At 59.5% G+C, this 23,446-nt stretch carries 17 protein-coding genes; 9 read left to right on the top strand and 8 right to left on the bottom strand.

Annotated features, from left to right (window positions below; translation table 11 throughout):
- Nucleotides 1-30 precede the first annotated feature (30 nt).
- Together AC3ZVB_RS02075 and AC3ZVB_RS02080 are read right to left on the bottom strand one after the other, a co-directional pair.
- Nucleotides 31-1,572, bottom strand: a complete 1,542-nt coding sequence (locus AC3ZVB_RS02075; RefSeq protein WP_490145645.1) for an NCS1 family nucleobase:cation symporter-1 — start codon at nucleotides 1,570-1,572, stop codon at nucleotides 31-33.
- A 465-nt stretch (nucleotides 1,573-2,037) separates the two neighbouring features.
- A complete protein-coding gene (locus AC3ZVB_RS02080) occupies nucleotides 2,038-2,778 on the bottom strand; it encodes a phosphoadenylyl-sulfate reductase (RefSeq protein ID WP_150764346.1) in 741 nt (246 codons plus the stop codon).
- Between the two features lie 173 nt (nucleotides 2,779-2,951).
- Here AC3ZVB_RS02080 and thrH point away from each other — a divergent pair, with 173 nt between their 5' ends.
- On the top strand, nucleotides 2,952-3,569 hold the full coding sequence (thrH, locus tag AC3ZVB_RS02085; RefSeq protein WP_194690534.1) for a bifunctional phosphoserine phosphatase/homoserine phosphotransferase ThrH: 618 nt from the start codon (nucleotides 2,952-2,954) through the stop codon (nucleotides 3,567-3,569).
- A gap of 49 nt (nucleotides 3,570-3,618) precedes the next feature.
- Here the strand turns inward: thrH and pabB are convergent, their stop codons facing one another.
- The 4 genes from pabB to rloA form a co-directional block, all read right to left on the bottom strand.
- On the bottom strand, nucleotides 3,619-4,956 hold the full coding sequence (gene pabB / locus AC3ZVB_RS02090) for an aminodeoxychorismate synthase component I (RefSeq protein WP_490145646.1): 1,338 nt from the start codon (nucleotides 4,954-4,956) through the stop codon (nucleotides 3,619-3,621).
- Nucleotides 4,957-5,210: 254 nt separating this feature from the next.
- A complete protein-coding gene (locus tag AC3ZVB_RS02095) occupies nucleotides 5,211-6,197 on the bottom strand; it encodes an alpha-L-glutamate ligase-like protein (protein WP_490145647.1) in 987 nt (328 codons plus the stop codon).
- A complete protein-coding gene (rloB, locus tag AC3ZVB_RS02100) occupies nucleotides 6,197-7,732 on the bottom strand; it encodes an osmotic stress tolerance membrane protein RloB (RefSeq protein WP_162438306.1) in 1,536 nt (511 codons plus the stop codon). The genes AC3ZVB_RS02095 and rloB overlap by 1 nt, the downstream gene beginning before the upstream one ends.
- Nucleotides 7,733-7,737: 5 nt before the next feature.
- On the bottom strand, nucleotides 7,738-8,274 hold the full coding sequence (gene rloA / locus AC3ZVB_RS02105) for a retropepsin-like aspartic peptidase RloA (protein ID WP_194690532.1): 537 nt from the start codon (nucleotides 8,272-8,274) through the stop codon (nucleotides 7,738-7,740).
- Between the two features lie 301 nt (nucleotides 8,275-8,575).
- On the opposite strand from rloA, the gene AC3ZVB_RS02110 reads away from it, so the two are divergent.
- The 6 genes from AC3ZVB_RS02110 (at nucleotide 8,576) to prpD (ending at nucleotide 17,219) form a co-directional block, all read left to right on the top strand.
- Nucleotides 8,576-9,298 (top strand): GntR family transcriptional regulator, encoded by a 723-nt coding sequence (locus AC3ZVB_RS02110; protein ID WP_490145648.1) that lies wholly within the window; start codon nucleotides 8,576-8,578, stop codon nucleotides 9,296-9,298.
- On the top strand, nucleotides 9,295-10,185 hold the full coding sequence (prpB, locus tag AC3ZVB_RS02115) for a methylisocitrate lyase (protein WP_162438309.1): 891 nt from the start codon (nucleotides 9,295-9,297) through the stop codon (nucleotides 10,183-10,185). The genes AC3ZVB_RS02110 and prpB overlap by 4 nt, the downstream gene beginning before the upstream one ends.
- A 178-nt stretch (nucleotides 10,186-10,363) precedes the next feature.
- The gene (gene prpC, locus AC3ZVB_RS02120) at nucleotides 10,364-11,491 is read left to right on the top strand and encodes a bifunctional 2-methylcitrate synthase/citrate synthase (protein WP_490145649.1); all 1,128 of its coding nucleotides are present in this window, start codon (nucleotides 10,364-10,366) and stop codon (nucleotides 11,489-11,491) included.
- A 193-nt stretch (nucleotides 11,492-11,684) separates the two neighbouring features.
- Nucleotides 11,685-14,282, top strand: a complete 2,598-nt coding sequence (gene acnD, locus AC3ZVB_RS02125; protein ID WP_162438311.1) for a Fe/S-dependent 2-methylisocitrate dehydratase AcnD — start codon at nucleotides 11,685-11,687, stop codon at nucleotides 14,280-14,282.
- Nucleotides 14,283-14,349: 67 nt separating this feature from the next.
- Nucleotides 14,350-15,540, top strand: a complete 1,191-nt coding sequence (gene prpF, locus AC3ZVB_RS02130; protein ID WP_162438312.1) for a 2-methylaconitate cis-trans isomerase PrpF — start codon at nucleotides 14,350-14,352, stop codon at nucleotides 15,538-15,540.
- Between the two features lie 194 nt (nucleotides 15,541-15,734).
- Nucleotides 15,735-17,219: a 2-methylcitrate dehydratase gene (gene prpD, locus AC3ZVB_RS02135; protein ID WP_162438313.1), complete on the top strand. Its 1,485-nt coding sequence runs from the start codon at nucleotides 15,735-15,737 to the stop codon at nucleotides 17,217-17,219.
- A 109-nt stretch (nucleotides 17,220-17,328) separates the two neighbouring features.
- Here prpD and AC3ZVB_RS02140 read toward each other — a convergent pair whose 3' ends face one another.
- On the bottom strand, nucleotides 17,329-18,216 hold the full coding sequence (locus AC3ZVB_RS02140) for a DMT family transporter (protein ID WP_490145683.1): 888 nt from the start codon (nucleotides 18,214-18,216) through the stop codon (nucleotides 17,329-17,331).
- 136 nt (nucleotides 18,217-18,352) lie between these two features.
- On the opposite strand from AC3ZVB_RS02140, the gene AC3ZVB_RS02145 reads away from it, so the two are divergent.
- Nucleotides 18,353-19,762 (top strand): aminotransferase-like domain-containing protein, encoded by a 1,410-nt coding sequence (locus AC3ZVB_RS02145; protein WP_490145650.1) that lies wholly within the window; start codon nucleotides 18,353-18,355, stop codon nucleotides 19,760-19,762.
- 149 nt (nucleotides 19,763-19,911) lie between these two features.
- Here AC3ZVB_RS02145 and ppsR read toward each other — a convergent pair whose 3' ends face one another.
- Nucleotides 19,912-20,730, bottom strand: a complete 819-nt coding sequence (gene ppsR, locus AC3ZVB_RS02150; RefSeq protein ID WP_162438315.1) for a posphoenolpyruvate synthetase regulatory kinase/phosphorylase PpsR — start codon at nucleotides 20,728-20,730, stop codon at nucleotides 19,912-19,914.
- A 175-nt stretch (nucleotides 20,731-20,905) separates the two neighbouring features.
- Between ppsR and ppsA the strand changes: the two genes are divergently transcribed.
- Nucleotides 20,906-23,281, top strand: coding sequence for a phosphoenolpyruvate synthase (gene ppsA, locus AC3ZVB_RS02155; protein WP_162438316.1), 2,376 nt, complete (start codon nucleotides 20,906-20,908; stop codon nucleotides 23,279-23,281).
- Nucleotides 23,282-23,446: the final 165 nt, after the last annotated feature.

A 23,446-nucleotide genomic window follows, 5' to 3' on the forward strand; every position in this document is an offset into this window, starting at 1 on the left:
GCGGCCCGAGGCTGCCGGGCCGCCGGGGATTTAGTGGCTGGCGTTGTCGACCGCGATGGATTCACCACTGACGTCGGCGTAATGAGGCTGACGTTTGGCGATGATCAGGTAGAGTATTCCGGCGATCCCGGCACCGATCAGCCAGGAGAAGGGCGACACGCTGTGGAATCCCGGTACCAGCGCCAGCACGATGGCGATCAGTGCCGCAGGAATAAACGCCGCGACCGCGCGTAAATTGACGCCGCGGCTGTAGTAATAAGCGCCGTTGGGGTCTTCGCTGTACAACTGCGGCACGTTGACCTGACCTTTTCGTACAAGCCAGTAGTCGACCATGATCACCCCGTACAGCGGGCCGAGCAGGGCGCCCAGGCCAGAGAGGAAGTACACGATCACCAGCGGGCTGTTATAGAGGTTCCACGGCAGGATCAGCACGGCGATGGTCGCGCTGATCAATCCGGCACGGCGAAAGGTCAGGTATTTAGGTGCCAGGTTGCTCAGCACGAACGCCGGGGCCACGAAGTTGGCCATGATGTTGACCGCCACGGTCACGATCAGGAACGCCAGGCAGCCGAGCACCAGGAAGAAGGTGTTGGGGATCGAGGCGATGATCTCGGTCGGGCTTTCGATGATCCGGCCATTGATTTGGAATTGCGCGCCGCAGAGCAGGACGGTGATGGCCGCGAACACCAGAATATTCACCGGCAATCCCCAGAAGTTTCCTACCTTGATGGTCTTGCGGCAGGGCGAGGAGCGGGCGAAGTCGCAGAAGTTGAGGATCAGCGTGCCGTAGATGGCCAGCCACAGTGCACCGCCGGCGAAGATGTTGCGCCACATCTCGCTGCCGGTCAGAGGCTCGCGGACGGACCAGGCAATGGTCGCGTCGGCCTGGGTGTACATCCACGCCGCCAGCGCTGCGACCGTCAGCAGAATCACTGGCCCGGCGAACGCCTCGTAGCGTCGAACCATCTCCATGCCGTAAGCCAGAATGCCCAGTTGCACCAACCAGATCGCGACGAAGCACACCCAGCCCAGACTCGAGAGGCCGAGGAACAGGTTGTGATCGTAGTCGGCGAAGCCAGGGTGTACGGCGGTCAGCAACACACGCAAGACCACCGACGCCAGGTACGTCTGAATTCCGAACCAGGCGATGGCGATAACGGCGCGGATCAATGCAGGAATCTGCGCCCCGTGAATGCCGAAACTGATACGGCTGATCACCGGAAACGGCACACCGGTTTTCTGGCCCATGTAGCCGGAGAGGTTCATGAAGCTGTACACAAGCGCCGCGCCGATACCCAGGGACAACAAAATCTGCCAGCCGCCCAGCCCCAATGCATACAGCCCGATGGCGAAGGAATAGTTGGCAATGTTGTGCACGTCATTGGTCCACAGGGCGAAAATACTGTAGCGACCCCAGCGTCGACCTTCGGCCTTGGTCGGGGCGAGGTCCTTGTTGTGCAAGCGCGGGCTTAGCACGACCGGGTTCTGAAACGTCTGATCGTGGGGAACGGTAGTGGGGTGAGAGGAGGGTAGATCCAGCGCGATGTTCTTGTTTAAGAGGCTAGTACGCATTCCGGCAGGCTCCTGAAGCTTGGCGTCGCGATGACTGTGCTTGAGCGTTGGCTCGACAAATCTTCGTCGCGGGCGATAAGCATCATTGGTTACGGGGCATCTGCAGCCTGTACGGGATAGGGCGCTTCAGGCGTGCGGATCTAAAGTGTGTGTATGTTTTGATTTGTGTTGTATACAAAACATGTATGCACTCAAGCCAGATCTATGCCAGTTAGCGATCTATCAAACGTAGTTGTAATTTCGTTTTGTTATCTGTTTTCGATAAATGCAGGAAATAAAAGAGAAATAAATTGACCGATTGAACAGGTATTTATTTTTGCGGTGCGGGGGAAGAGAAAAGGTTGTGGAGGAGGTTAGCCAGGAGGGATGTAACTTTTCAGGGCGCTAAAACAAAAAGTGCACACATAAATGGCACCGATGGTGACATTCTTGTGTACACATTTTCAGTCTCGCAGGGTTCGCAGATTACGCCTTGGACTTGCTGATGATGTTACCGGCATGCAATCCGCATTCTTTCTGCGTCGCTTCTTCCCACCACCAGCGACCTTCTCGCTCGTGCTGGTTCGGCAGGACCGGGCGGGTGCAGGGTTCGCAGCCGATGCTGATAAATCCGCGTTCATGCAGGCTGTTGTATGGCAGCTCAAGCATGCGGATGTAGCCCCAGATCTCTTCGCTGGTCATTTGCGCCAGCGGGTTGAATTTGTACAGGGTGCGTTCCGGGGTGGAGAACGCGGTATCGATTTCCATTACGGCGACAGCGCTGCGGGTGCCGGGGCTCTGATCGCGACGCTGGCCGGTCGCCCAGGCGGTCACGCCAGACAGTTTGCGCCGCAGCGGCTCGATCTTGCGGATGCCGCAGCATTCGCCATGGCCATCCTTGTAGAAGCTGAACAGGCCTTTTTCCTTCACGAACGGTTCAAGTTTCGTGTAGTCCGGCGAGACCAGCTCGATCTCGATCTTGTAGTGCTCGCGCACCTGATCGATAAAACGGTAGGTCTCGGGGTGCAAGCGGCCGGTGTCGAGGCTGAACACTTTGACGTTTTTGTTCAGCTTCCAGGCCATGTCCACCAGCACCACGTCTTCGGCACCGCTGAAAGATATCCACAGGTCATCGCCAAACTCGGCGAACGCGAGTTTCAGGATGTCCTGTGCAGATTTATTGGCATAGGTCGTGGCGAGTTCCACGACATCGAACGATGGGCTCATCAGGGCGGCTTCCTACAGGTCGGTGGCGCTGGGCGCTCTATATGGGCCAGATGGTAACAAAATCCTGCAGTCGCTGGCGCGCCCTCTGCGTTGCGCCGGCCCGTGCGAGTCGCTAGAGTTCGGCAGTCTTTTTACTCGCTCGACTCAATAAACAATACAAATGGGAGTGTCTTGTGGAAATTGCCTGTCTGGATCTTGAAGGTGTATTGGTCCCGGAAATCTGGATCGCCTTCGCCGAAAAAACCGGGATTGAATCCCTCAAGGCCACTACCCGGGACATTCCCGACTACGACGTGCTGATGAAGCAGCGCTTGCGGATTCTCGACGAGCACGGCCTCAAGCTTTCCGATATCCAGGAAGTGATCGCCACGCTCAAGCCGCTGGACGGCGCCGTCGAGTTCGTCAACTGGCTGCGTGAACGCTTTCAGGTGGTGATTCTGTCGGATACGTTTTACGAGTTCTCCCAGCCGCTGATGCGTCAATTGGGCTTCCCGACCTTGCTCTGTCATCGTTTGATTACCGACGATACCGGTCGGGTGACGAGCTACCAGTTGCGTCAGAGAGACCCCAAGCGCCAGTCGGTCCTGGCCTTCAAGAGTCTCTACTATCGCGTGATCGCGGCGGGGGATTCGTACAACGACACCACCATGCTGGGTGAGGCGGACGCGGGGATACTGTTCCATGCGCCGGATAATGTGATTCGCGAGTTCCCGCAGTTCCCGGCGGTGCATACCTTTGAAGAGCTGAAGCAGGAATTCATCAAGGCTTCCAACCGGGCGCTCAGCCTGTAATTACGGCCGCTGATCGTTCCCACGCGGAGCGTGGGAATGATCAGGAAAGCTAGAGGTTCTGCAGGGTGTCGAGCAGCACCTTCACCTTGGTAATCGACTCTTGATACTCCGCTTCCCACTGCGAATCCGCGACGATCCCGCCACCGCCCCAGCAACATACCTGTCCATCCTTGACCAACAAACTGCGAATCGCGATGGAGCTGTCCATCTCGCCACGCACGTCCAGGTACAACAAAGAACCGCAGTACAACCCGCGCCGGGTGGGCTCCAGCTCGTCGATGATCTGCATCGCGCGAATTTTCGGCGCGCCGGTGATCGAGCCGCCGGGAAAGCTGCCGGCAATCAAGTCCAGCGCATCCCGATCGTCCGCCAGATCACCGGTGACGCTGCTCACCAGGTGGTGCACGTTCGGGTAGCTTTCCAGGCTGAACAACTCCGGCACCCGCACCGAGCCGATGCGACAGGTCCGTCCGAGGTCGTTGCGTAGCAGGTCGACGATCATCAGGTTCTCTGCCCGGTCCTTGGGGCTGGCCAGTAGCTCGGCGGCATTCGCCGCGTCTTCAGCTGCAGTCAGGCCCCGTGGACGGGTGCCTTTGATCGGGCGGGTTTCAACCTGGCGTTCACTGACTTTCACGAAGCGTTCTGGGGACAGACTGAGGACCGCACCGCCGTCGGGCAGGCTCTGGAACCCGGAAAAAGGCGTCGGACAGGCCGCGCGTAACGCGCAGTACGCCGCCCATGGATCACCTGAGCACTGTGCCCGGAACCGCTGGGCGAAGTTGACCTGGTAGCAGTCACCGGCCTGGATGTAGTGCTGGATGCGCGCCAGCGCCTGGCGATATTCATCAGCACTCAGGTCGGCGCTCATCGGGCCGTTTAGCTTGAATGGCTCGACGGCATGAGCCGCAGGCTGGCTGAACAGTGTGATCAGCCGTTGGCGCTCGGTCTCGTCCAGTTTCGGGTGAAACACCAGCTGACTGGTCGCGCAATCGTGGTCACTGATCAGCGCCCATGCGTACACACCAAAACGCGCGTCGGGCAGGTTCAGGTCGTCCTGTGCCTGGCTTGGAAGGATTTCCAGGTGCCGGCCGAAGTCGTAACTGAGGTAACCGATCAGGCCCCCGGCGAAGGGCAGGTCCAGAGGGACAGTCGCTTCACCGAGTTGTGCCAGCTGGTCGCGCAGGCGTTGCAGGAAATCGCTGCCGCTTTCGTCAGGCCGCACCGCCAATTCTTCCAGCGGCCAGGCGCTGAGCAGGTCATAGCGACCGCGATCAGCGATGGGCCGGCCACTGTCGAGCAGCACGGCACCGGGGGCGTGACGAATCACCGCGAAGTACTCGGCGGGGTTGGCGCAATAGGGCAGCGAGTGTACGGAACAGGTCAACATGGGAGGGGCAGATCAGCCAGCGAGGCGGGGTGGCGATTGTAGTCCCCTCGGGGAGTTGCTCCTAGAGGGGATGTCGGGAAAAGACACCTCAGGAGCGGCTAACGACACCTGTGGCGAGGGGATTTAGCGAAACGTCGCACCGCCCCGTTGGGCTGCGAAGCGGCCCCCTAAGTTCTCCAGTCACATCCGGCAGTCTGATCTTGCGGCTGCTGCGCAGCCCAGCGGGGATAAATCCCCTCACCACAGTATCCTGGTCAACCTTCAACCGGCGGAATATGCCCAAACATCTCCTGAACGAACGCAACCCGCTCTTCAACCGTCTCGGTCACACCGCGGGCCTTCAGGTCTTCCAGCCGCGCCTCGACCGCATGGGTGCGCAGCGTCAGGCCGCAATCGTTGGCAATCTGAATGTTCAACCCAGGCCGGGCATTCAGCTCAAGAATCAGCGGACCCTTTTCCTGGTCAAGCACCATGTCCACACCGATGTAACCCAGCCCGCACAGCTCATAGCAGCCGGCCGCGAGCTTCATGAAACCGTCCCAGTAGGGCAGTTGCACGCCGTCCACCGCGTTGGTGGTGTCGGGGTGTTTGGTGATGATGTTGTTCAGCCAGGTACCGCGCAAGGTCAGGCCGGTGGCGAGGTCGACACCCACGCCGATGGCGCCCTGGTGCAGGTTGGCCTTGCCGCCGGACTGGCGCGTTGGCAGGCGCAGCATGGCCATGACCGGATAGCCCATCAGCACGATGATGCGGATATCCGGCACGCCTTCGTAGCTGATGCTCTTGAAGATCTGGTCCGGGATCACCCGGTATTCGATCAGCGCACGGTCACGGTGGCCACCCAAGGAGTACAGGCCGGTGAGGATGCTGGAGACATGGTGCTCGATTTCCTCATGACTGATGATTTTGCCGGACACCGTGCGATAGCGGCCCTCGAAGCGGTCGGCAATCACAATGATGCCGTCACCGCCTGCGCCTTGGGCCGGCTTGATCACGAAGTCGCTGCGTCCGCCGATGATCTCGTCGAGCTTGTCGATTTCTTTCTCGGTGGAAATCACGCCATACAGTTCCGGCACATGGATGCCGGCAGCGGTGGCGCGTTCCTTGGTGATGATCTTGTCATCGACAATCGGGTACAGGCTGCGCTTGTTGTACTTGAGCACATAGTCCGCGTTGCGCCGATTGATCCCCATGATGCCCCGGGCTTCCAGGGCTTTCCAGGTCTTCCAGAAACCGAACATCAGGCGTCAGCCTTCTTCAGGAACGCCTTGAAACGCACCAGTTCAGTCAGGCGGTAGCCGCGATAGCGACCCATCGCCAGCATGAAGCCCACCAGGATCAGCAGGATCGCCGGGAAGGTGAACACGAAGTACACCAGTTCCGGCACGCTCATGATCAGGTGCGCCAGGGAAGCGGCGAACAGCGTGCCGATCGCCACTTTCATGGCATGACCGCCGCCACGTTCTTCCCAGGTGATCGACAGGCGCTCAATGGTCATGGTCAGGATCACCATCGGGAACAACGCCACCGACAGCCCGCGTTCGAGTCCGAGCTTGTGGCTGAACAGGCTGATGGCCGCGATCAGCACCACCACAAACGTCAGGACCACGGACAGCCTCGGCAACATCTGCAGCTTCAGGTGCTCAAGGTAGGAACGCAGCGACAGCCCCAGCGCCGTGATGATGGTGAACAGCACGATCCCGAAGCCGAGCTGCGTCTCCCGGAAGGCGAGGGCAATCAGCACCGGGGTAAAGGTACCCAGGGTCTGCAGGCCGATCAGGTTGCGCAGGATCAGGATCACCAGCACACCGATCGGGATCATCACCATGATCATGAACGTTTGCTGGGTCTGCAGCGGCAGGCCGTACAGCGAGTACTCGAGGAAGTTGGCGTCGGTGTTTTCGTCCGTCAGCTTGGCCAGGCGAATGGCGTTCATTTCACTGTTGTTCAGGCTGAACGTCACGTTGGCTTTTTTGCCGCCATCGACGGTGATCAGGTTTTCGTCACCGGTCCACCACAGCAGGCGGTCAGTCGGCAGGCCCTGTTCGCCGGTTTCCGGGTTGAAGTAAAGCCAATCGGTGCCGTTGAAGCTGCGCAGCCACAGCTCAGGGGTTTGCGGTTGGTCAGCCACCAGGCGAATGGTATGGACTTTTTCTATCGGCACATGGGCGATGGACAGCAGCAATTCGACGATGCGCGCCTTGTGCACGGTGGACGGATCGCCGCCCAGCAGCAGTTTCACGTTGTCGTCATTAACGTTGTTGACCCGCTTGATCGCTTCGCCGATGAAGGTTTCGACGTCGGCCGAGTGCTGGCGAATCGGCGCGAGCAGGGCCTCGGCGGCGATTTTTTCCGGACCTTCCACCACGATGCTGTCGCGGAACGTCGGGCCTTTGATCTTGGCTTTCTCACCGGTGTAACGCTTGGTCAGCACCAGGCGGTAATACAGCGTCTGGTTGCCCTTGGCCCGGCGTGCCGACCAGGTGACCTTGCGGTTACCGTCGACACGGTTCACGGCCACGCCGTAGTTATTGGAGATAAAGCTCTCGTTGAGGCTGACGTAATCGCGGCTCAGCGGCGGCACGAACATCTGGATCTTGACCGGGTCTTTGGCACTGGCGACGAACTCGACCTTGGCGTCGATGTTCCACAAGTCGTCGGTGGCGTCTTCGGTCACGGGAATGCCGAGCACGAAAATCTGATAGGCCGTAACTGAAATGCCCAGCACCACCAGGATGGCGATCAGCATTTTCAGATGGAGGGTAAGAGAGCGCATTGGAATTACTCTGCGGTATGTGCGTCGGTGGCGCAGGCGGGTTTGCCAGCAGCGTATTTAAGACTGGGATCGACCAGCGCATCGAAGCGCTTCAGGGCTTCGGAGCCGATCAAGAGCGGGTATTGGAAGGCGCTGCGGTCGGTTAGGTTCACTTCGATGCTGCGTAAAGCCGAGCCCATGCAGATATCCAGCTCGATCACCGGACGAGCGGTGTACTTCTTGCCCTCTTCGGGGTCGTAGTCGCCGGCGCGTCGCTTGATCTTGCTGACGCGTGCCAGCGGTCGCTCGATCGGGTGCGAATGCGCGGCATCGATGGCCAGGTAAAAGCGCACCCACGACTCGCCATTGCGTTTGAAGCGCTTGATGTCGCGGGCACTTAATGAGGCGGTTTTCGCGCCGGTGTCGAGTTTGGCGGCGACTTCCAGGTTGATGCCATCCAGAGACGCGTATTCATTAAGGCCGTACACAGTTTTTTCCCCTGCCACAGCGAAACCGGGCAGGCAAAGAAGATAAAGGAATGTCGGGAAGGGCTTGAGTCTCATAAATCCTGGTGCGCAGCGGTCCGTGTTTCGATTCAAGGCCCTGGCATCGCTGCGCAAGCTCCCTCGTATGCCTGTCAGCCAATGATGACAGGCAGTGCAGATGTCACAAACAAATGCGGGCGGCATTCTAGCACGGTGGTTTTATGGCGCCACCGCTGGCAGGGGGCTATAACCTTCCTTGTGCCGGTTTGGCATGCTAGAGGCGTTTATTAGACGATTGTCGACAATCTGTATTTTTCCTTTGACTGTTAGTCCTGTTTTCGCTAGTTTTTGCGGCATCCGCTTTCAAGGTGTCGACAATATGCTGGATCAACTCGATCCCCCGGTCATGGCTCAAGACGATTCGGAGACGCTCTCCGAGAACGTCTTCCGACGCATTCAGGCGGCCATCGTCAAGGGCGAAATTGCCCCCGGTAGCAAAATCTCCGAGCCAGAGCTGGCGCGCACCTACGGCATCAGCCGCGGCCCGCTGCGCGAGGCCATCCACCGCCTGGAAGGCCAGCGCCTGCTGGTGCGCATACCGCATGTCGGGGCAAGAGTGGTGTCGCTCAACCACGCCGAGCTGGTGGAGCTCTACGAAATCCGCGAATCCCTGGAAGGCATGGCGTGCCGGCTGGCCGCCGAGCGCATGAGCGGCGAAGAAATCGACGAACTGCGCCGGGTGCTGGAAACCCACGAACGCGACGCAGCGTTTCAAGCCGGTGTCGGCTATTACCAGCAGGAGGGCGATTTCGACTTTCACTACCGAATCATTCAGGGCAGCGGTAACCGCACCCTGACCCAGATGCTGTGCGGCGAGCTCTATCAGTTGGTGCGCATGTACCGCATCCAGTTCTCCACCACGCCCAACCGTCCGCGGCAGGCGTTCGCCGAACACCACAGAATTCTCGACGCCATCGCCGACCGTGACGGTGAACTGGCCGAGTTGTTGATGCGCCGTCACATCGGCGCCTCCAAACGCAATATCGCCCGTCACTACCAGGACGGCGCTAACCCGACAGCCACAGAACGAGGTGAGTCATGAGTTCCAACAAGAGCACTCCAGGCCAGCGTTTCCGCGATGCGGTCGCCAGCGAGCATCCGCTGCAAGTCGTTGGCGCGATCAACGCCAACCACGCATTGCTGGCCAAGCGCGCCGGTTTCAAAGCGATTTACCTGTCGGGTGGCGGGGTGGCTGCCGGCTCCCTGGGCGTGCCTGACCTGGGCATTACCGGCCTGGATGATGTGCTGACCGACGTGCGCCGTATCACCGACGTTTGCGATCTGCCGCTGCTGGTGGACGTGGACACCGGTTTCGGTTCCTCGGCGTTCAACGTGGCGCGCACCGTGAAGTCGATGATCAAGTTCGGCGCCGCAGCGATCCACATCGAAGACCAGGTCGGCGCCAAGCGTTGTGGTCATCGTCCAAACAAGGAAATTGTCTCTCTGCAGGAAATGGTCGACCGCATCAAAGCGGCCGTTGATGCGCGCACCGATGACAGCTTCGTGATCATGGCGCGCACCGACGCCCTGGCGGTGGAAGGCCTGGAGTCGGCACTGGATCGCGCTGCGGCGTGCATCGAGGCGGGCGCCGACATGATTTTCCCGGAAGCTATCACTGAGCTGGACATGTACAAGCTGTTCGCCAACCGCGTGAAAGCGCCAATCCTGGCCAACATCACCGAGTTCGGCGCGACGCCGCTGTACACCACCGAACAACTGGCTGGCGCCGATGTTTCCCTGGTGCTGTACCCGCTGTCGGCCTTCCGCGCGATGAACAAGGCCGCGGAAAACGTCTACACCGCGATTCGCCGCGACGGCACGCAACAGAACGTCATCGACACCATGCAGACTCGCATGGAGCTTTACGATCGCATCGACTACCACACCTTCGAGCAGAAGCTCGATGCGTTGTTTGCTGCGAAGAAGTAAGGATCAAAAGATCGCAGCCTCGTTGCACTCGACAGCTCCTACAGGGATGTTGTCAACCGCGCTTCTGTAGGAGCTGTCGAGCGGAGCGAGGCTGCGATCTTTTCGGCATCACCCGAACAACCTGATGATTCAAAATTTGCCGATTCCTAAACAAATTCAAAAAATACTGGAGGCAGAAATGGCCGAAGCAAAAGTACTCAGTGGCGCCGGGCTCCGTGGCCAGGTTGCCGGGCAAACCGCACTGTCCACCGTGGGCCAGTCGGGTGCAGGTCTGACCTATCGCGGTTACGACGTTCGCGAACTGGCGGCAGACGCGCAGTTTGAAGAAGTCGCTTACCTGCTGCTCTACGGCGAGCTGCCGACCAAGGCGCAACTGAACGATTACATCGCCAAGCTGAGCAAACTGCGCGACCTGCCGCAAGCACTGAAAGAAGTGCTGGAGCGCATCCCCGCTGACGCCCACCCGATGGACGTGATGCGCACGGGTTGCTCGTTCCTCGGCAACCTGGAGCCTGAGAAAGACTTCTCCGAGCAACACGACAAGACCGACCGTCTGCTGGCCGCGTTCCCGGCGATCATGACCTACTGGTATCGCTTCAGCCACGAAGGCAAGCGCATCGATTGCGTGAGCGACGAGCAGTCCATTGGCGGTCACTTCCTGCACCTGCTGCACGGCAAGAAGCCGAGCGAGTTGCACGTCAAGGTGATGAACGTTTCGCTGATCCTGTACGCAGAGCACGAGTTCAACGCTTCGACCTTCACCGCACGTGTTTGCGCGTCGACCTTGTCCGATCTGTATTCCTGCATCACCGCTGCCATCGGCTCCCTGCGTGGTCCACTGCACGGCGGCGCCAACGAAGCTGCGATGGAAATGATCGAACGCTTCAGCTCGCCGGAAGACGCCGTCAAAGGCACCCTCGGCATGCTCGAGCGCAAGGATAAGATCATGGGCTTCGGTCACGCGATCTACAAAGACAACGATCCGCGCAACGAGGTGATCAAGGGCTGGTCGAAAAAACTCGCTGACGAAGTGGGCGACACCGTGTTGTTCCCGGTTTCCGAAGCCATCGACAAGACCATGTGGGAGCAGAAAAAACTGTTCCCGAACGCCGACTTCTACCATGCCTCGGCGTATCACTTCATGGGCATTCCGACCAAGTTGTTCACACCGATTTTCGTTTGCTCGCGCCTGACCGGCTGGGCAGCGCACGTGTACGAACAACGCGCCAACAACCGCATCATCCGCCCGAGCGCCGAATACACCGGCGTCGAACAGCGCAAGTTCGTGCCAATCGAACAACGCTGAATGGTGGCAGCGCCTGCACAGGTCATTGAATGAACCGGTGACCCTGTAGGAGCTGCCGCAGGCTGCGATCTTTTGATGTTGCTTTTTGAAGATCAAAAGATCGCAGCCTGCGGCAGTTCCTACACGGATCGGTTTCAGATCAGCGTCGGTGCCAGGCCCCACCTTTTGTAACCACCGTGACCGAGTCCTGACGATGAACACTGAATTCCGCAAACCACTGCCTGGCAGCCATCTGGATTACTTCGACGTCCGTGCGGCTGTCGAAGCCATTCAACCTGGCGCCTACGACACCCTGCCGTATACCTCCCGCGTGCTGGCGGAAAACCTGGTGCGTCGCTGTGACCCGGCCACGCTCACCGAATCCCTCAAGCAATTCATCGAGCGCAAGCGCGACCTCGATTTCCCCTGGTTTCCTGCTCGCGTGGTGTGCCACGACATCCTCGGCCAGACCGCTCTGGTCGACCTCGCCGGCCTGCGTGATGCCATCGCCTTGCAAGGCGGTGATCCGGCGCAAGTGAACCCGGTAGTGCCCACTCAACTGATCGTCGACCACTCCCTGGCCGTTGAGCGCGGTGGCTTCGATCCAGAGGCGTTCGAGAAAAACCGCGCCATCGAAGACCGTCGCAACGAAGACCGTTTCCACTTCATCAACTGGACCAAGAAGGCGTTCAAGAACGTCGACGTGATCCCGCCGGGCAACGGCATCATGCACCAGATCAACCTGGAGAAAATGTCTCCGGTGATCCAGGTGCGTGACGGCGTAGCGTTCCCTGATACTTGCGTCGGCACCGACAGCCACACCCCGCACGTTGATGCGCTGGGCGTGATCGCCATCGGTGTCGGTGGTCTGGAAGCCGAGAGCGTCATGCTCGGTCGTGCATCGTGGATGCGTCTGCCAGAAAGCGTCGGCGTTGAGCTGACCGGCAAGCTGCAACCGGGCATCACCGCCACCGACATGGTGCTGGCACTGACCGAGTTCCTGCGTAAGCAAAAAGTGGTCGGTGCATGGCTGGAATTCTTCGGTGAAGGCGCTTCCGCGCTGACGTTGGGCGACCGCGCAACCATCTCCAACATGGCCCCGGAATACGGCGCCACTGCCGCGATGTTTTACATCGACCAGCAGACCATCGACTACCTCAAACTCACTGGTCGTGAAGACGAGCAGGTGCAGCTTGTAGAGCACTATGCCAAGACCACAGGTCTGTGGGCTGACAGCCTGAAAGGTGCGCAATACGAGCGCGGGTTGACCTTCAACCTGTCCTCGGTGGTGCGCAACATGGCAGGCCCGAGCAACCCGCATGCCCGCGTCGCGACGTCCGATCTCGCGGCTCAAGGCATCTCCGGACAGTGGGATGACGTGCCGGGCCAGATGCCGGATGGCGCGGTGATCATCGCCGCCATCACCAGCTGCACCAACACCAGTAACCCGCGCAACGTGATCGCCGCCGGCCTGCTGGCGCGCAACGCCAACAAGCTCGGCCTGACCCGTAAGCCATGGGTGAAGTCGTCCCTGGCGCCGGGTTCGAAAACCGTCGCGCTGTACCTCGATGAAGCCGGCCTGACCGACGAACTCGAGCAGCTCGGATTCGGCGTGGTGGCGTTCGCGTGCACCACCTGCAACGGCATGTCCGGTGCACTGGATCCGGTGATTCAGCAAGAGATTATCGACCGCGATCTGTACGCCACCGCCGTACTGTCTGGTAACCGCAACTTCGATGGCCGGATTCACCCGTACGCCAAGAATGCGTTCCTCGCTTCGCCACCGTTGGTGGTGGCTTACGCCATCGCCGGGACCATCCGTTTCGATATCGAAAAAGACGTGCTGGGTCTGGATGCCGAAGGTCGGGAAATCCGTCTGAAAGACATCTGGCCGAGCGACGAAGAGATCGATGCGGTGGTCAAGGCATCGGTCAAGCCGGAGCAGTTCCGCCAGGTCTACATCCCGATGTTCGCCATCCACGAAGACACCGGCCCGAAAGTGACGCCGCTGTACGACTGGCGCGAGATGAGCACCTACATCCGTCGTCCGCCGTACTGGGAAGGCGCATTGGCCGGTGCACGTCCGCTCAAGGGCATGCGTCCGCTGGCGGTACTGCCGGACAACATCACCACCGATCACCTGTCGCCGTCGAACGCGATCATGCTCGACAGCGCCGCCGGTGAATACCTGGCGAAAATGGGCTTGCCGGAAGAGGACTTCAACTCTTACGCGACTCACCGGGGTGACCACCTGACCGCGCAGCGCGCGACCTTCGCCAACCCGAAACTGTTCAACGAAATGGTCGTGGAAAACGGCAAGGTCAAGCAGGGCTCGCTCGCTCGCGTCGAGCCGGAAGGCCAGGTCATGCGGATGTGGGAAGCCATTGAAACCTACATGGACCGCAAGCAGCCGCTGATCATTATTGCCGGCGCTGACTACGGTCAGGGCTCGTCCCGCGACTGGGCCGCCAAAGGCGTGCGTCTGGCGGGTGTGGAAGCGATTGCCGCCGAAGGCTTCGAGCGCATTCACCGTACCAACCTGGTGGGCATGGGCGTGTTGCCGCTGGAGTTCAAGCCGGGCACCAACCGTCACACCCTGGCCATCGATGGCAGCGAAACCTACGACGTGATCGGCGAACGCACGCCGCGTGCCGAACTGACGCTGGTGATCAATCGCAAGAACGGCGAACGCGTCGAAGTGCCGGTGATGTGCCGCCTCGACACCGCCGAAGAAGTGTCGATCTATGAAGCGGGCGGCGTGTTGCAACGCTTCGCCCAGGACTTCCTCGAAGAGTCGGCGGTCGCCGTCTGACACACGCAGCACAGACACGGGACCTTGAGTCCCGTGTCTTCTTTCAAGGTCAGGAGTAACGAGCACCATGGCTCACGCACAGCAGATCAAGATACCTGCCACCTACATGCGTGGCGGCACCAGTAAAGGCGTGTTCTTCAGCCTGCAAGACTTGCCGGAAGCGGCACAGGTTCCGGGCCCGGCCCGCGACGCATTGTTATTGCGCGTGATTGGCAGCCCGGACCCGTACGACAAGCAAATCGACGGCATGGGTGGCGCAACGTCCAGCACCAGCAAAACCGTGATCCTGTCGAAAAGCATGAAGGCCGACCACGACGTCGACTATCTGTTTGGTCAGGTGTCCATCGACAAGCCTTTCGTGGACTGGAGCGGCAACTGCGGCAACCTGTCGGCGGCAGTCGGTTCGTTCGCCATCAGCAACGGTCTGGTGGACGCCAGCCGTATTCCGCACAACGGCGTTGCCGTGGTTCGCGTGTGGCAGGCCAACATCGGCAAGACCATCATCGCCCATGTGCCGATCACCAATGGTGAGGTGCAGGAAACCGGCGATTTCGAGCTCGACGGCGTGACCTTTCCGGCCGCCGAAGTGCAGGTCGAATTCATGGACCCGGCGGCGGAAGAAGAGGGTGGCGGCGGTTCGATGTTCCCGACCGGCAACCTCGTGGATGACCTGGAAGTACCCGGTGTCGGGACCTTCAAGGCGACCCTGATCAACGCGGGCATTCCGACGATTTTCGTCAATGCCGAAGACATCGGTTACACCGGCACTGAATTGCAGGGCGCCATCAACGGTGACCCGAAAGCCCTGGCGATGTTCGAGACCATTCGGGCCTATGGCGCGTTGCGCATGGGGCTGATCAAGGACCTGGACGAAGCGGCCAAGCGTCAGCACACGCCGAAAGTCGCGTTCGTTGCCAAACCCGCCGAATACGTTTCTTCCAGTGGCAAAGTGATCAAGGCCGGTGATGTGGACCTGCTGGTGCGCGCGTTGTCGATGGGTAAGTTGCACCACGCAATGATGGGAACTGCAGCAGTCGCCATCGGCACGGCCGCTGCGATTTCCGGCACGTTGGTGAACCTTGCAGCGGGCGGCACCGAGCGCAATGCCGTGCGTTTCGGTCATCCGTCGGGCACCTTGCGCGTCGGCGCCGAAGCCAGTCAGGTCAACGGCGAATGGACCGTGAAAAAAGCCATCATGAGCCGCAGTGCGCGGGTGTTGATGGAAGGTTACGTCCGTGTGCCGGGTGATTCTTTCTAACGAGCGCATCCCCCCGTAGGAGCTGCGGCACGCTGCGATCTTTTGATCTGGTTTTTGTTACAGCAGGACCAAGATCAAAAGATCGCAGCGTGCCGCAGCTCCTACGGGGAATCGCATTTCAATAATAAAAAATGATGTAACCGTCTACCTGAACCGAGGTCCCATCAACGAACCACTTCACGAGTGAATCGAACATGAGCGCCAACGTCGACCAGAACAACCGCCCCGACTACGACACTGTCCTGCAGGACATTGCCGACTACGTCCTGAACTTCAAGATCGAGTCCAGAGAAGCACTGGACACTGCCCGCAATTGCCTGATCGACACCCTCGGTTGCGGCCTTCTTGCCCTGCGTTTCCCCGAATGCACCAAACACCTGGGCCCCATCGTCGAAGGCACCGTCGTGCCTTTTGGCGCTCGGGTGCCCGGCACCAGCTACCGCCTCGACCCGGTGAAAGCCGCATGGGACATCGGCTGTATCGTGCGCTGGCTCGATTACAACGACACCTGGCTCGCTGCCGAATGGGGCCATCCGTCTGATAACCTCGGTGGCATTCTCGCGGTCGCCGATCACCTCTCGCAAAAGCGCCTGGCCAATGGCGACGCACCGCTCACCGTCCGTGCCGTGCTCGAAGCCATGATCATGGCTCACGAAATTCAGGGCGTGATCGCACTGGAAAATTCCTTCAATCGCGTGGGTCTCGATCACGTCATTCTGGTGAAAGTGGCGTCGACCGCGGTCACCGCCAAACTCATGGGCGCAAATCGCGAGCAACTGTTGTCGGCGTTGTCCCACGCGTTCGCCGATGGCCAGGCCCTGCGCACTTATCGGCACGCGCCGAACGCCGGTTCACGAAAATCCTGGGCAGCCGGCGATGCCACCAGTCGGGGTGTGCGCCTGGCCGATATCGCCATGCGCGGCGAGATGGGGATTCCCGGTGTCCTGACCGCCCGGCAGTGGGGCTTTTACGACGTGCTGTTCAGCCACACCAACAATGATCTGGCGCTTAAACCGCAAGACAAACGTGCCTTCAGTTTCTCGCGTCCGTATGGCAGCTACGTCATGGAAAACGTGCTGTTCAAGATCAGTTTCCCCGCTGAGTTTCACGCGCAGACGGCCTGTGAAGCGGCCGTGACCTTGCATCCGCACGTGCGAAATCGCCTGCATGAAATCGACAGGATCGTCATCACCACCCATGAGTCGGCGATCCGCATCATTTCCAAGGTCGGCCCGCTGGCCAACGCGGCTGACCGCGACCATTGCATTCAGTACATGACCGCGGTGCCGTTGGCGTTCGGCAATCTGGTGGCCGAACACTACGAAGATGATTTCCACGCGGCGCACCCGATCATCGATGTGCTGCGCGACAAGATGGTCATCGTCGAAAATCCGCAGTACACCCGCGAGTACCTGGAACCCGACAAACGCTCCATCGCCAATGCGATCCAGGTGTTTTTCAAGGACGGCTCGAGCACCGAAAATGTGTTGGTGGAATACCCGATTGGCCACCGCCGTCGACGCGCCGATGGTATCCCGCTGCTGGAAGACAAGTTCAAGGCCAACCTGGCGACGCGGTTTACTGCTCAGCGCAGTGCCGAGATCTTTGCCTTGTGCAAGGATCAGGCTGCGCTGGAGAAAACCCCCGTCAACCGCTTCGTGGACCTGTTCGTGATTTGACGCCAATTCCCCTGTAGGAGCTGTCGAGTGAAACGAGGCTGCGATCTTTTGATCTTAAAACCAAGATCAAAAGATCGCAGCCTGCGGCAGCTCCTACAGGGAAGCGTGTTCAGGCTTTCAGCCACTTTTCCACAGGCATTTTGGTGATGGCGAATCCCGCCAGCAGGATCGCCGAATACAGGATCAATTCCCGCGAAATACTGTGCCCTTCGTACCAGGCGCCGATGATCACAGCGAACACCGGGAAAATGATGAAAACAAACGACAAAATGATCGGGCTCAGCCGTTTGAGCAGCAGGAAATAAACAATGAATCCACCCACCGACGCCACCAGTCCCAGGTAGAGCAGGGCGCTCCATGAGCGCAGGCTTATGTCGGAAAATACGGGGGTTTCAAATTGCAGGCCGGCCACAAACAGCATCAGCCCGGCAATGCCGATGGGCAATGTGTTGTAGGTGATCACGCTGATGGCGCTGCCGTGTTTTTTGGTGACCACGTAGCACAGCGCATGCATCACCGCCGCGCCTAGAATCGCCAGCACACCCAACAGCTCCGCGTGATCCAGATGCAGGCCCTGGCCGCGAATGATCATGAACAGGCTGCCAAAGCCGATGGCGATCCCCAACACTTGTGACGGATAGATTTTCTCCCGCAGAAACAGTGCGGAAAAGATCAGGATGAACACGGGCATGCAACTGAACAGCAGCGCTGTCAGTCCGGACGAAACGTGCATCTCGCCGTAGTTCAGCAAGTAGTAGGGCAGGCTGAAATACGACAGCGTGACGAACACGAAAAACCAGCGACTTTTCTTCGGAAACAGCAGCGGCTCACGACGCATCAGCGCAAAACTCAAGAACAACGGAAAGGCAATCAGGAAGCGCAGGCCCGCAGCCGTCAGTGGCGGCACACTTTCGACCGCAATCTTGATCCCCAACCAGGTCGTGCCCCAGCTCAGGCAAACAATCAGGAACAGTGCACTGGTCACCCATGCGGCCATCCGTTGTTTCGCAGTGCTTGAAGTGGCAGGTATGGCAATGGACATGATGTAGCTCCCTGAAAGCTGGAATTGACCTGATGGCGGAATAGGTTTATCCCTGATTGAACCTGTTTCAAGCACGCTATTCGGGGCTGCAATGACTGTCAAAGTAAGTATTGCCATGGTGTCAATCCTGCGCGACGGCCTCGCCAATGGGGTGGGCGTGAAATACAAACGCCTGGCCGACGCTGTTCAGAAAGGAATCGAAGAAGGGTTGATCGATGCGGGTAGCAAGCTGCCGCCCCATCGGCTGCTGGCCGATAGCCTGGGTGTCACCATCGGCACGATCAGCCGAGCCTATGGCGAATTGGAGCGCGTGGGATTGGTCGTCGCTCGTGTAGGAGACGGCACTTACGTCCGTCAACGTGGGATGGAACGGCCGAGAGACAGCGGGTTTCGTAATGTCAGCGATGAACCGCAAGTCTTCCTCGATATGAGTCGGAACCAACCAATCCCGGGGCAGGAAGCTGGCTTCCTGAGCCAAAGCCTGCAAGCGCTGGCCGATGATCCACGCACCTTGCAGCAGTTGACCGGGTACACCGCTGAGAGTGGTCTACTGAGGCATCGGGAGGCCGGTGCGCGGTGGCTGAGTCATCAGGCATTTGTCCCGAGCGCCGAACAAGTCGTGTGCGTCAACGGCGGCCAGCACGGCCTGTTATGCGCACTGATGGGCTTGCTCAAGGCTGGCGACACCCTGGTGACTGAGCATCTGACTTACCCAGGATTGATTGGCGTCGCTCGCCAACTGGGGATCAAGCTGATTGGCGCCGAGATGGACGGCGAAGGATTGCTGCCCTCGGCGCTGGAGGACATTTGCCGTCAGCATCGGGTGTCTGCGTTGTACTGCACGCCGACCCTTCAGAATCCAACCGCTGCAGTGATGTCCGTCCCACGAAGGGCGGCGATTGCCGAAGTATGTCGGCAGTACAATTTGTTGATTTTCGAAGATGAGGCTCACGCCGTTTTGGCACGACAACGCCCGTTGCCGCTAAGTGATTTCGCCCCGGAGCGCTCGGTGTTGATCGGCAGCCTGAGCAAGGCGGTTTCGGCGGGTTTACGGATCGGTTTTTTACATGCGCCACAACCGTTGATCGGGCGTTTGCACGCGGCGGTTCGTGGGACAAGCTGGATGGCGAATCCATTGGCAATGGAGGTGGCGAGCCGATGGATAGAAAATGGGACCGCCGAGCAGCTGTTGGGTCAGCAGATTGCGGAAATTTTCCGGCGCAAAGAGCTGGTCAGTGGCGCGCTGGAGGGGCTGGTCTATACGTCCGATGCCCACAGTCCGCACTTCTGGATCGAGGTGCCCGAGCCTTGGCGGGCTTCGCAAATCGCCGCTGAGCTCAAGGAAAAAAACTATCTGGTGGCGACAGCGGAGGCGTTTGCGGTGGGGCATGCGGCGGTGCCGCAATGTATTCGGGCGAGTGTGTGTAATTCGGCAGGGGATGATCGGTTGCTGGTCGGTGGATTTCAGGCGTTGGCAGCGGCACTCAACGAGACTGTGTGATCGTTCATCGTCGGAACGCCGCCCGGGCAAGCCCGGCTCCCACAGGTTCTCTGTTGTACACAAAGAGCGTGTTCACTGAAGACCCCTGTGGGAGCTGGGCTTGCCCCGGGCGGCGTTCCGACGATGGCGGCCTGGCAGGCAAAACAGAATTATTTGAAGCGCCGCTCCACGCCTTTCTCCACCAGAATTTTCGCCGAGATCTCCTCCACCGAAAAATGCGTGGAGTTGATGTGCGGAATGTTCTCGCGGCGGAACAGGTTTTCCACTTCGCGCACTTCGAATTCGCACTGGGCGTAGCTCGAGTAACGGCTGTTGGGCTTGCGCTCATTGCGAATCGCGGTGAGGCGGTCGGGGTCGATGGTCAGGCCGAACAGCTTGTGCTGGTGGGCGCGCAGGGCCGCCGGAAGTTGCAGGCGTTCCATGTCGTCTTCGGTCAGCGGATAGTTGGCCGCGCGAATGCCAAATTGCATGGCCATGTACAGGCAGGTCGGTGTCTTTCCGCAACGCGACACGCCGACCAGAATCAGGTCGGCCTTGTCGTAGTAGTGCGTGCGGGCACCGTCGTCGTTGTCCAGGGCAAAGTTCACCGCCTCGATGCGCTCCATGTAATTGGAGTTGGTGCCGATCGAATGGGATTTGCCGACGGTATAGGAAGAATGCTCGGTCAGTTCCTGCTCGAGCGGCGCCAGGAACGTCGAGAAAATGTCGATCATGAAACCATTGGAGGTTGCGAGGATCTCACGGATGTCCTGATTGACGATGGTGTCGAAAATGATGGGCCGGAAGCCGTCGGTTTCGGCGGCTTTGTTGATTTGTTGTACCATGGCCCGCGCTTTATCCACGTTGTCGATGTACGGTCGCGTGAATTTGCTGAAGGTAATGTTTTCGAACTGCGCCAGAAGGCTTTGGCCGAGGGTTTCGGCTGTGATGCCGGTGCCGTCGGAAATAAAGAAAGCAGATCGTTTCATTTGCACCTTGGGCCTTAAGCTAGTGACGAATCTTGGATATGATAGGCGCGATTTGCTGGCCGCCAGTGGCCCGCATTCTCACTTATTTTCCAGGTCCAGGCCATACAGCTGGCAAACGCTCCTTTTGAGCAGCCGGCTTCTGAGCTTTTCCAACACAGTTAGTGGAGAGATCACCTTGGTAGAGTACGTAGTTTCCCTCGACAAGCTCGGCAAAGACGACGTTGAGCACGTGGGGGGCAAGAACGCATCCCTGGGCGAGATGATCAGTAACCTTGCAGGTGCCGGTGTATCGGTGCCCGGTGGCTTTGCCACGACAGCTCAGGCTTATCGTGATTTTCTGGAACTGAGCGGCCTTAACGATCAGATCCATGCCGCCCTCGACGCCCTGGACGTCGACGATGTCAACGCCCTCGCCAAGACCGGCGCCCAGATCCGTCAATGGATCATGGAAGCCGAGTTCCCCGAGAAGCTCAACGCCGAGATCCGCACCGCGTTCGCCACGCTGTCGGCCGGCAACCCTGACATGGCCGTGGCCGTGCGTTCTTCCGCTACCGCCGAAGACTTGCCGGACGCCTCTTTTGCCGGTCAGCAGGAAACCTTCCTGAACATCCGTGGCGTCGAAAACGTCATTCGCGCTGCCAAAGAAGTGTTCGCGTCGCTGTTCAACGATCGCGCCATTTCCTACCGTGTGCACCAGGGCTTCGATCACAAGCTGGTGGCCCTGTCGGCCGGTGTGCAGCGCATGGTTCGTTCCGAAACCGGCACCGCGGGCGTGATGTTCACCCTCGACACCGAGTCGGGCTTCCGTGACGTGGTGTTCATCACCGGCGCTTACGGCCTGGGTGAGACCGTTGTTCAAGGCGCGGTGAACCCGGATGAGTTCTATGTCCACAAAGGCACGCTGGCAGCCGGTCGCCCGGCCATCCTGCGTCGCAACCTGGGCAGCAAGGCCATCAAGATGATCTACGGCGAAGTCGCCACGGCCGGCAAATCGGTCAAGACCATCGACGTCGACAAGGCTGATCGCGCACGGTTCTGCCTGAGCGACGCCGAAGTCAGCGAACTGGCCAAGCAAGCGATGATCATCGAGAAGCACTACCAGTGCCCGATGGACATCGAGTGGGCCAAAGACGGCGACGACGGCAAGCTCTACATCGTTCAGGCCCGTCCTGAAACCGTGAAGAGCCGCACCCAGGCCAACGTCATGGAACGTTACCTGTTGAAAGAAACCGGCACCGTGCTGGTTGAAGGTCGCGCCATCGGCCAGCGCATCGGCGCCGGCAAAGTGCGGATCATCAAGGACGTGTCCGAGATGGACAAGGTCCAGCCAGGCGACGTACTGGTTTCCGACATGACCGACCCGGACTGGGAACCGGTCATGAAGCGCGCCAGCGCCATCGTCACCAACCGTGGCGGCCGTACCTGCCACGCGGCGATCATCGCTCGCGAGCTGGGCATCCCGGCCGTGGTCGGTTGCGGCAACGCCACCCAGCTGTTGAAAGATGGCCAGGGCGTCACCGTTTCCTGCGCTGAAGGCGATACCGGCTACATCTTCGAAGGCGAGCTGGGCTTCGACATCAAGAAAAACTCCGTCGATGCCATGCCTGATCTGCCGTTCAAGATCATGATGAACGTCGGCAACCCGGACCGCGCCTTCGACTTCGCGCAACTGCCGAACGCAGGTGTGGGCCTGGCCCGTCTGGAGTTCATCATCAACCGCATGATCGGTGTGCACCCCAAGGCGCTGCTGAACTACGCCGGGCTGCCGCAGGACATCAAGGACAGCGTCGACAAGCGCATTGCCGGCTACGACGATCCAGTCGGTTTCTACGTCGAGAAGCTGGTTGAAGGCATCAGCACCCTGGCTGCTGCGTTCACACCGAAAAAAGTCATCGTGCGTCTGTCGGACTTCAAGTCCAACGAATACGCGAACCTGATCGGCGGCAAGCTCTACGAGCCGGAAGAAGAAAACCCGATGCTGGGCTTCCGTGGCGCTTCGCGGTACATCAGCGAATCGTTCCGTGACTGCTTCGAACTCGAATGCCGTGCTCTCAAGCGCGTGCGCAACGAGATGGGCCTGACCAACGTCGAAATCATGGTGCCGTTCGTCCGCACTCTGGGCGAAGCGAGCCAGGTCATCGATCTGTTGGCGGAAAACGGTCTGAAGCGTGGCGAAAACGGCCTGCGCATCATCATGATGTGCGAACTGCCGTCCAACGCCATCCTGGCTGAAGAATTCCTCGAGTTCTTCGACGGTTTCTCCATTGGCTCCAACGACCTGACCCAACTGACCTTGGGCCTGGACCGTGACTCCGGCATCATCGCGCACCTGTTCGATGAGCGTAATCCGGCGGTCAAGAAGCTGCTGGCCAACGCCATTGCCGCGTGCAACAAGGCTGGCAAGTACATCGGCATTTGCGGTCAGGGTCCTTCGGACCATCCGGACCTCGCCAAGTGGCTGATGGAGCAGGGCATTGAAAGTGTTTCGCTGAACCCTGATTCCGTACTGGAAACCTGGTTCTTCCTGGCTGAAGGTCAAGCGCAGGCTTGATAGTGTGAACGGGCCGCTCACTCTGTAGGAGCGAGCTTGCTCGCGAAGAACGTCAACGATCACGCGTTTATCCTGGATAAACGCGGTGTCCTGAAGTTCTTCGCGAGCAAGCTCGCTCCTACAGAGGGCGGGCTGTTCTGAGATTCAAGTAGGGCGGGCTCCTCT

This window comes from Pseudomonas sp. MDV22-iso1 (genome assembly GCF_058145095.1).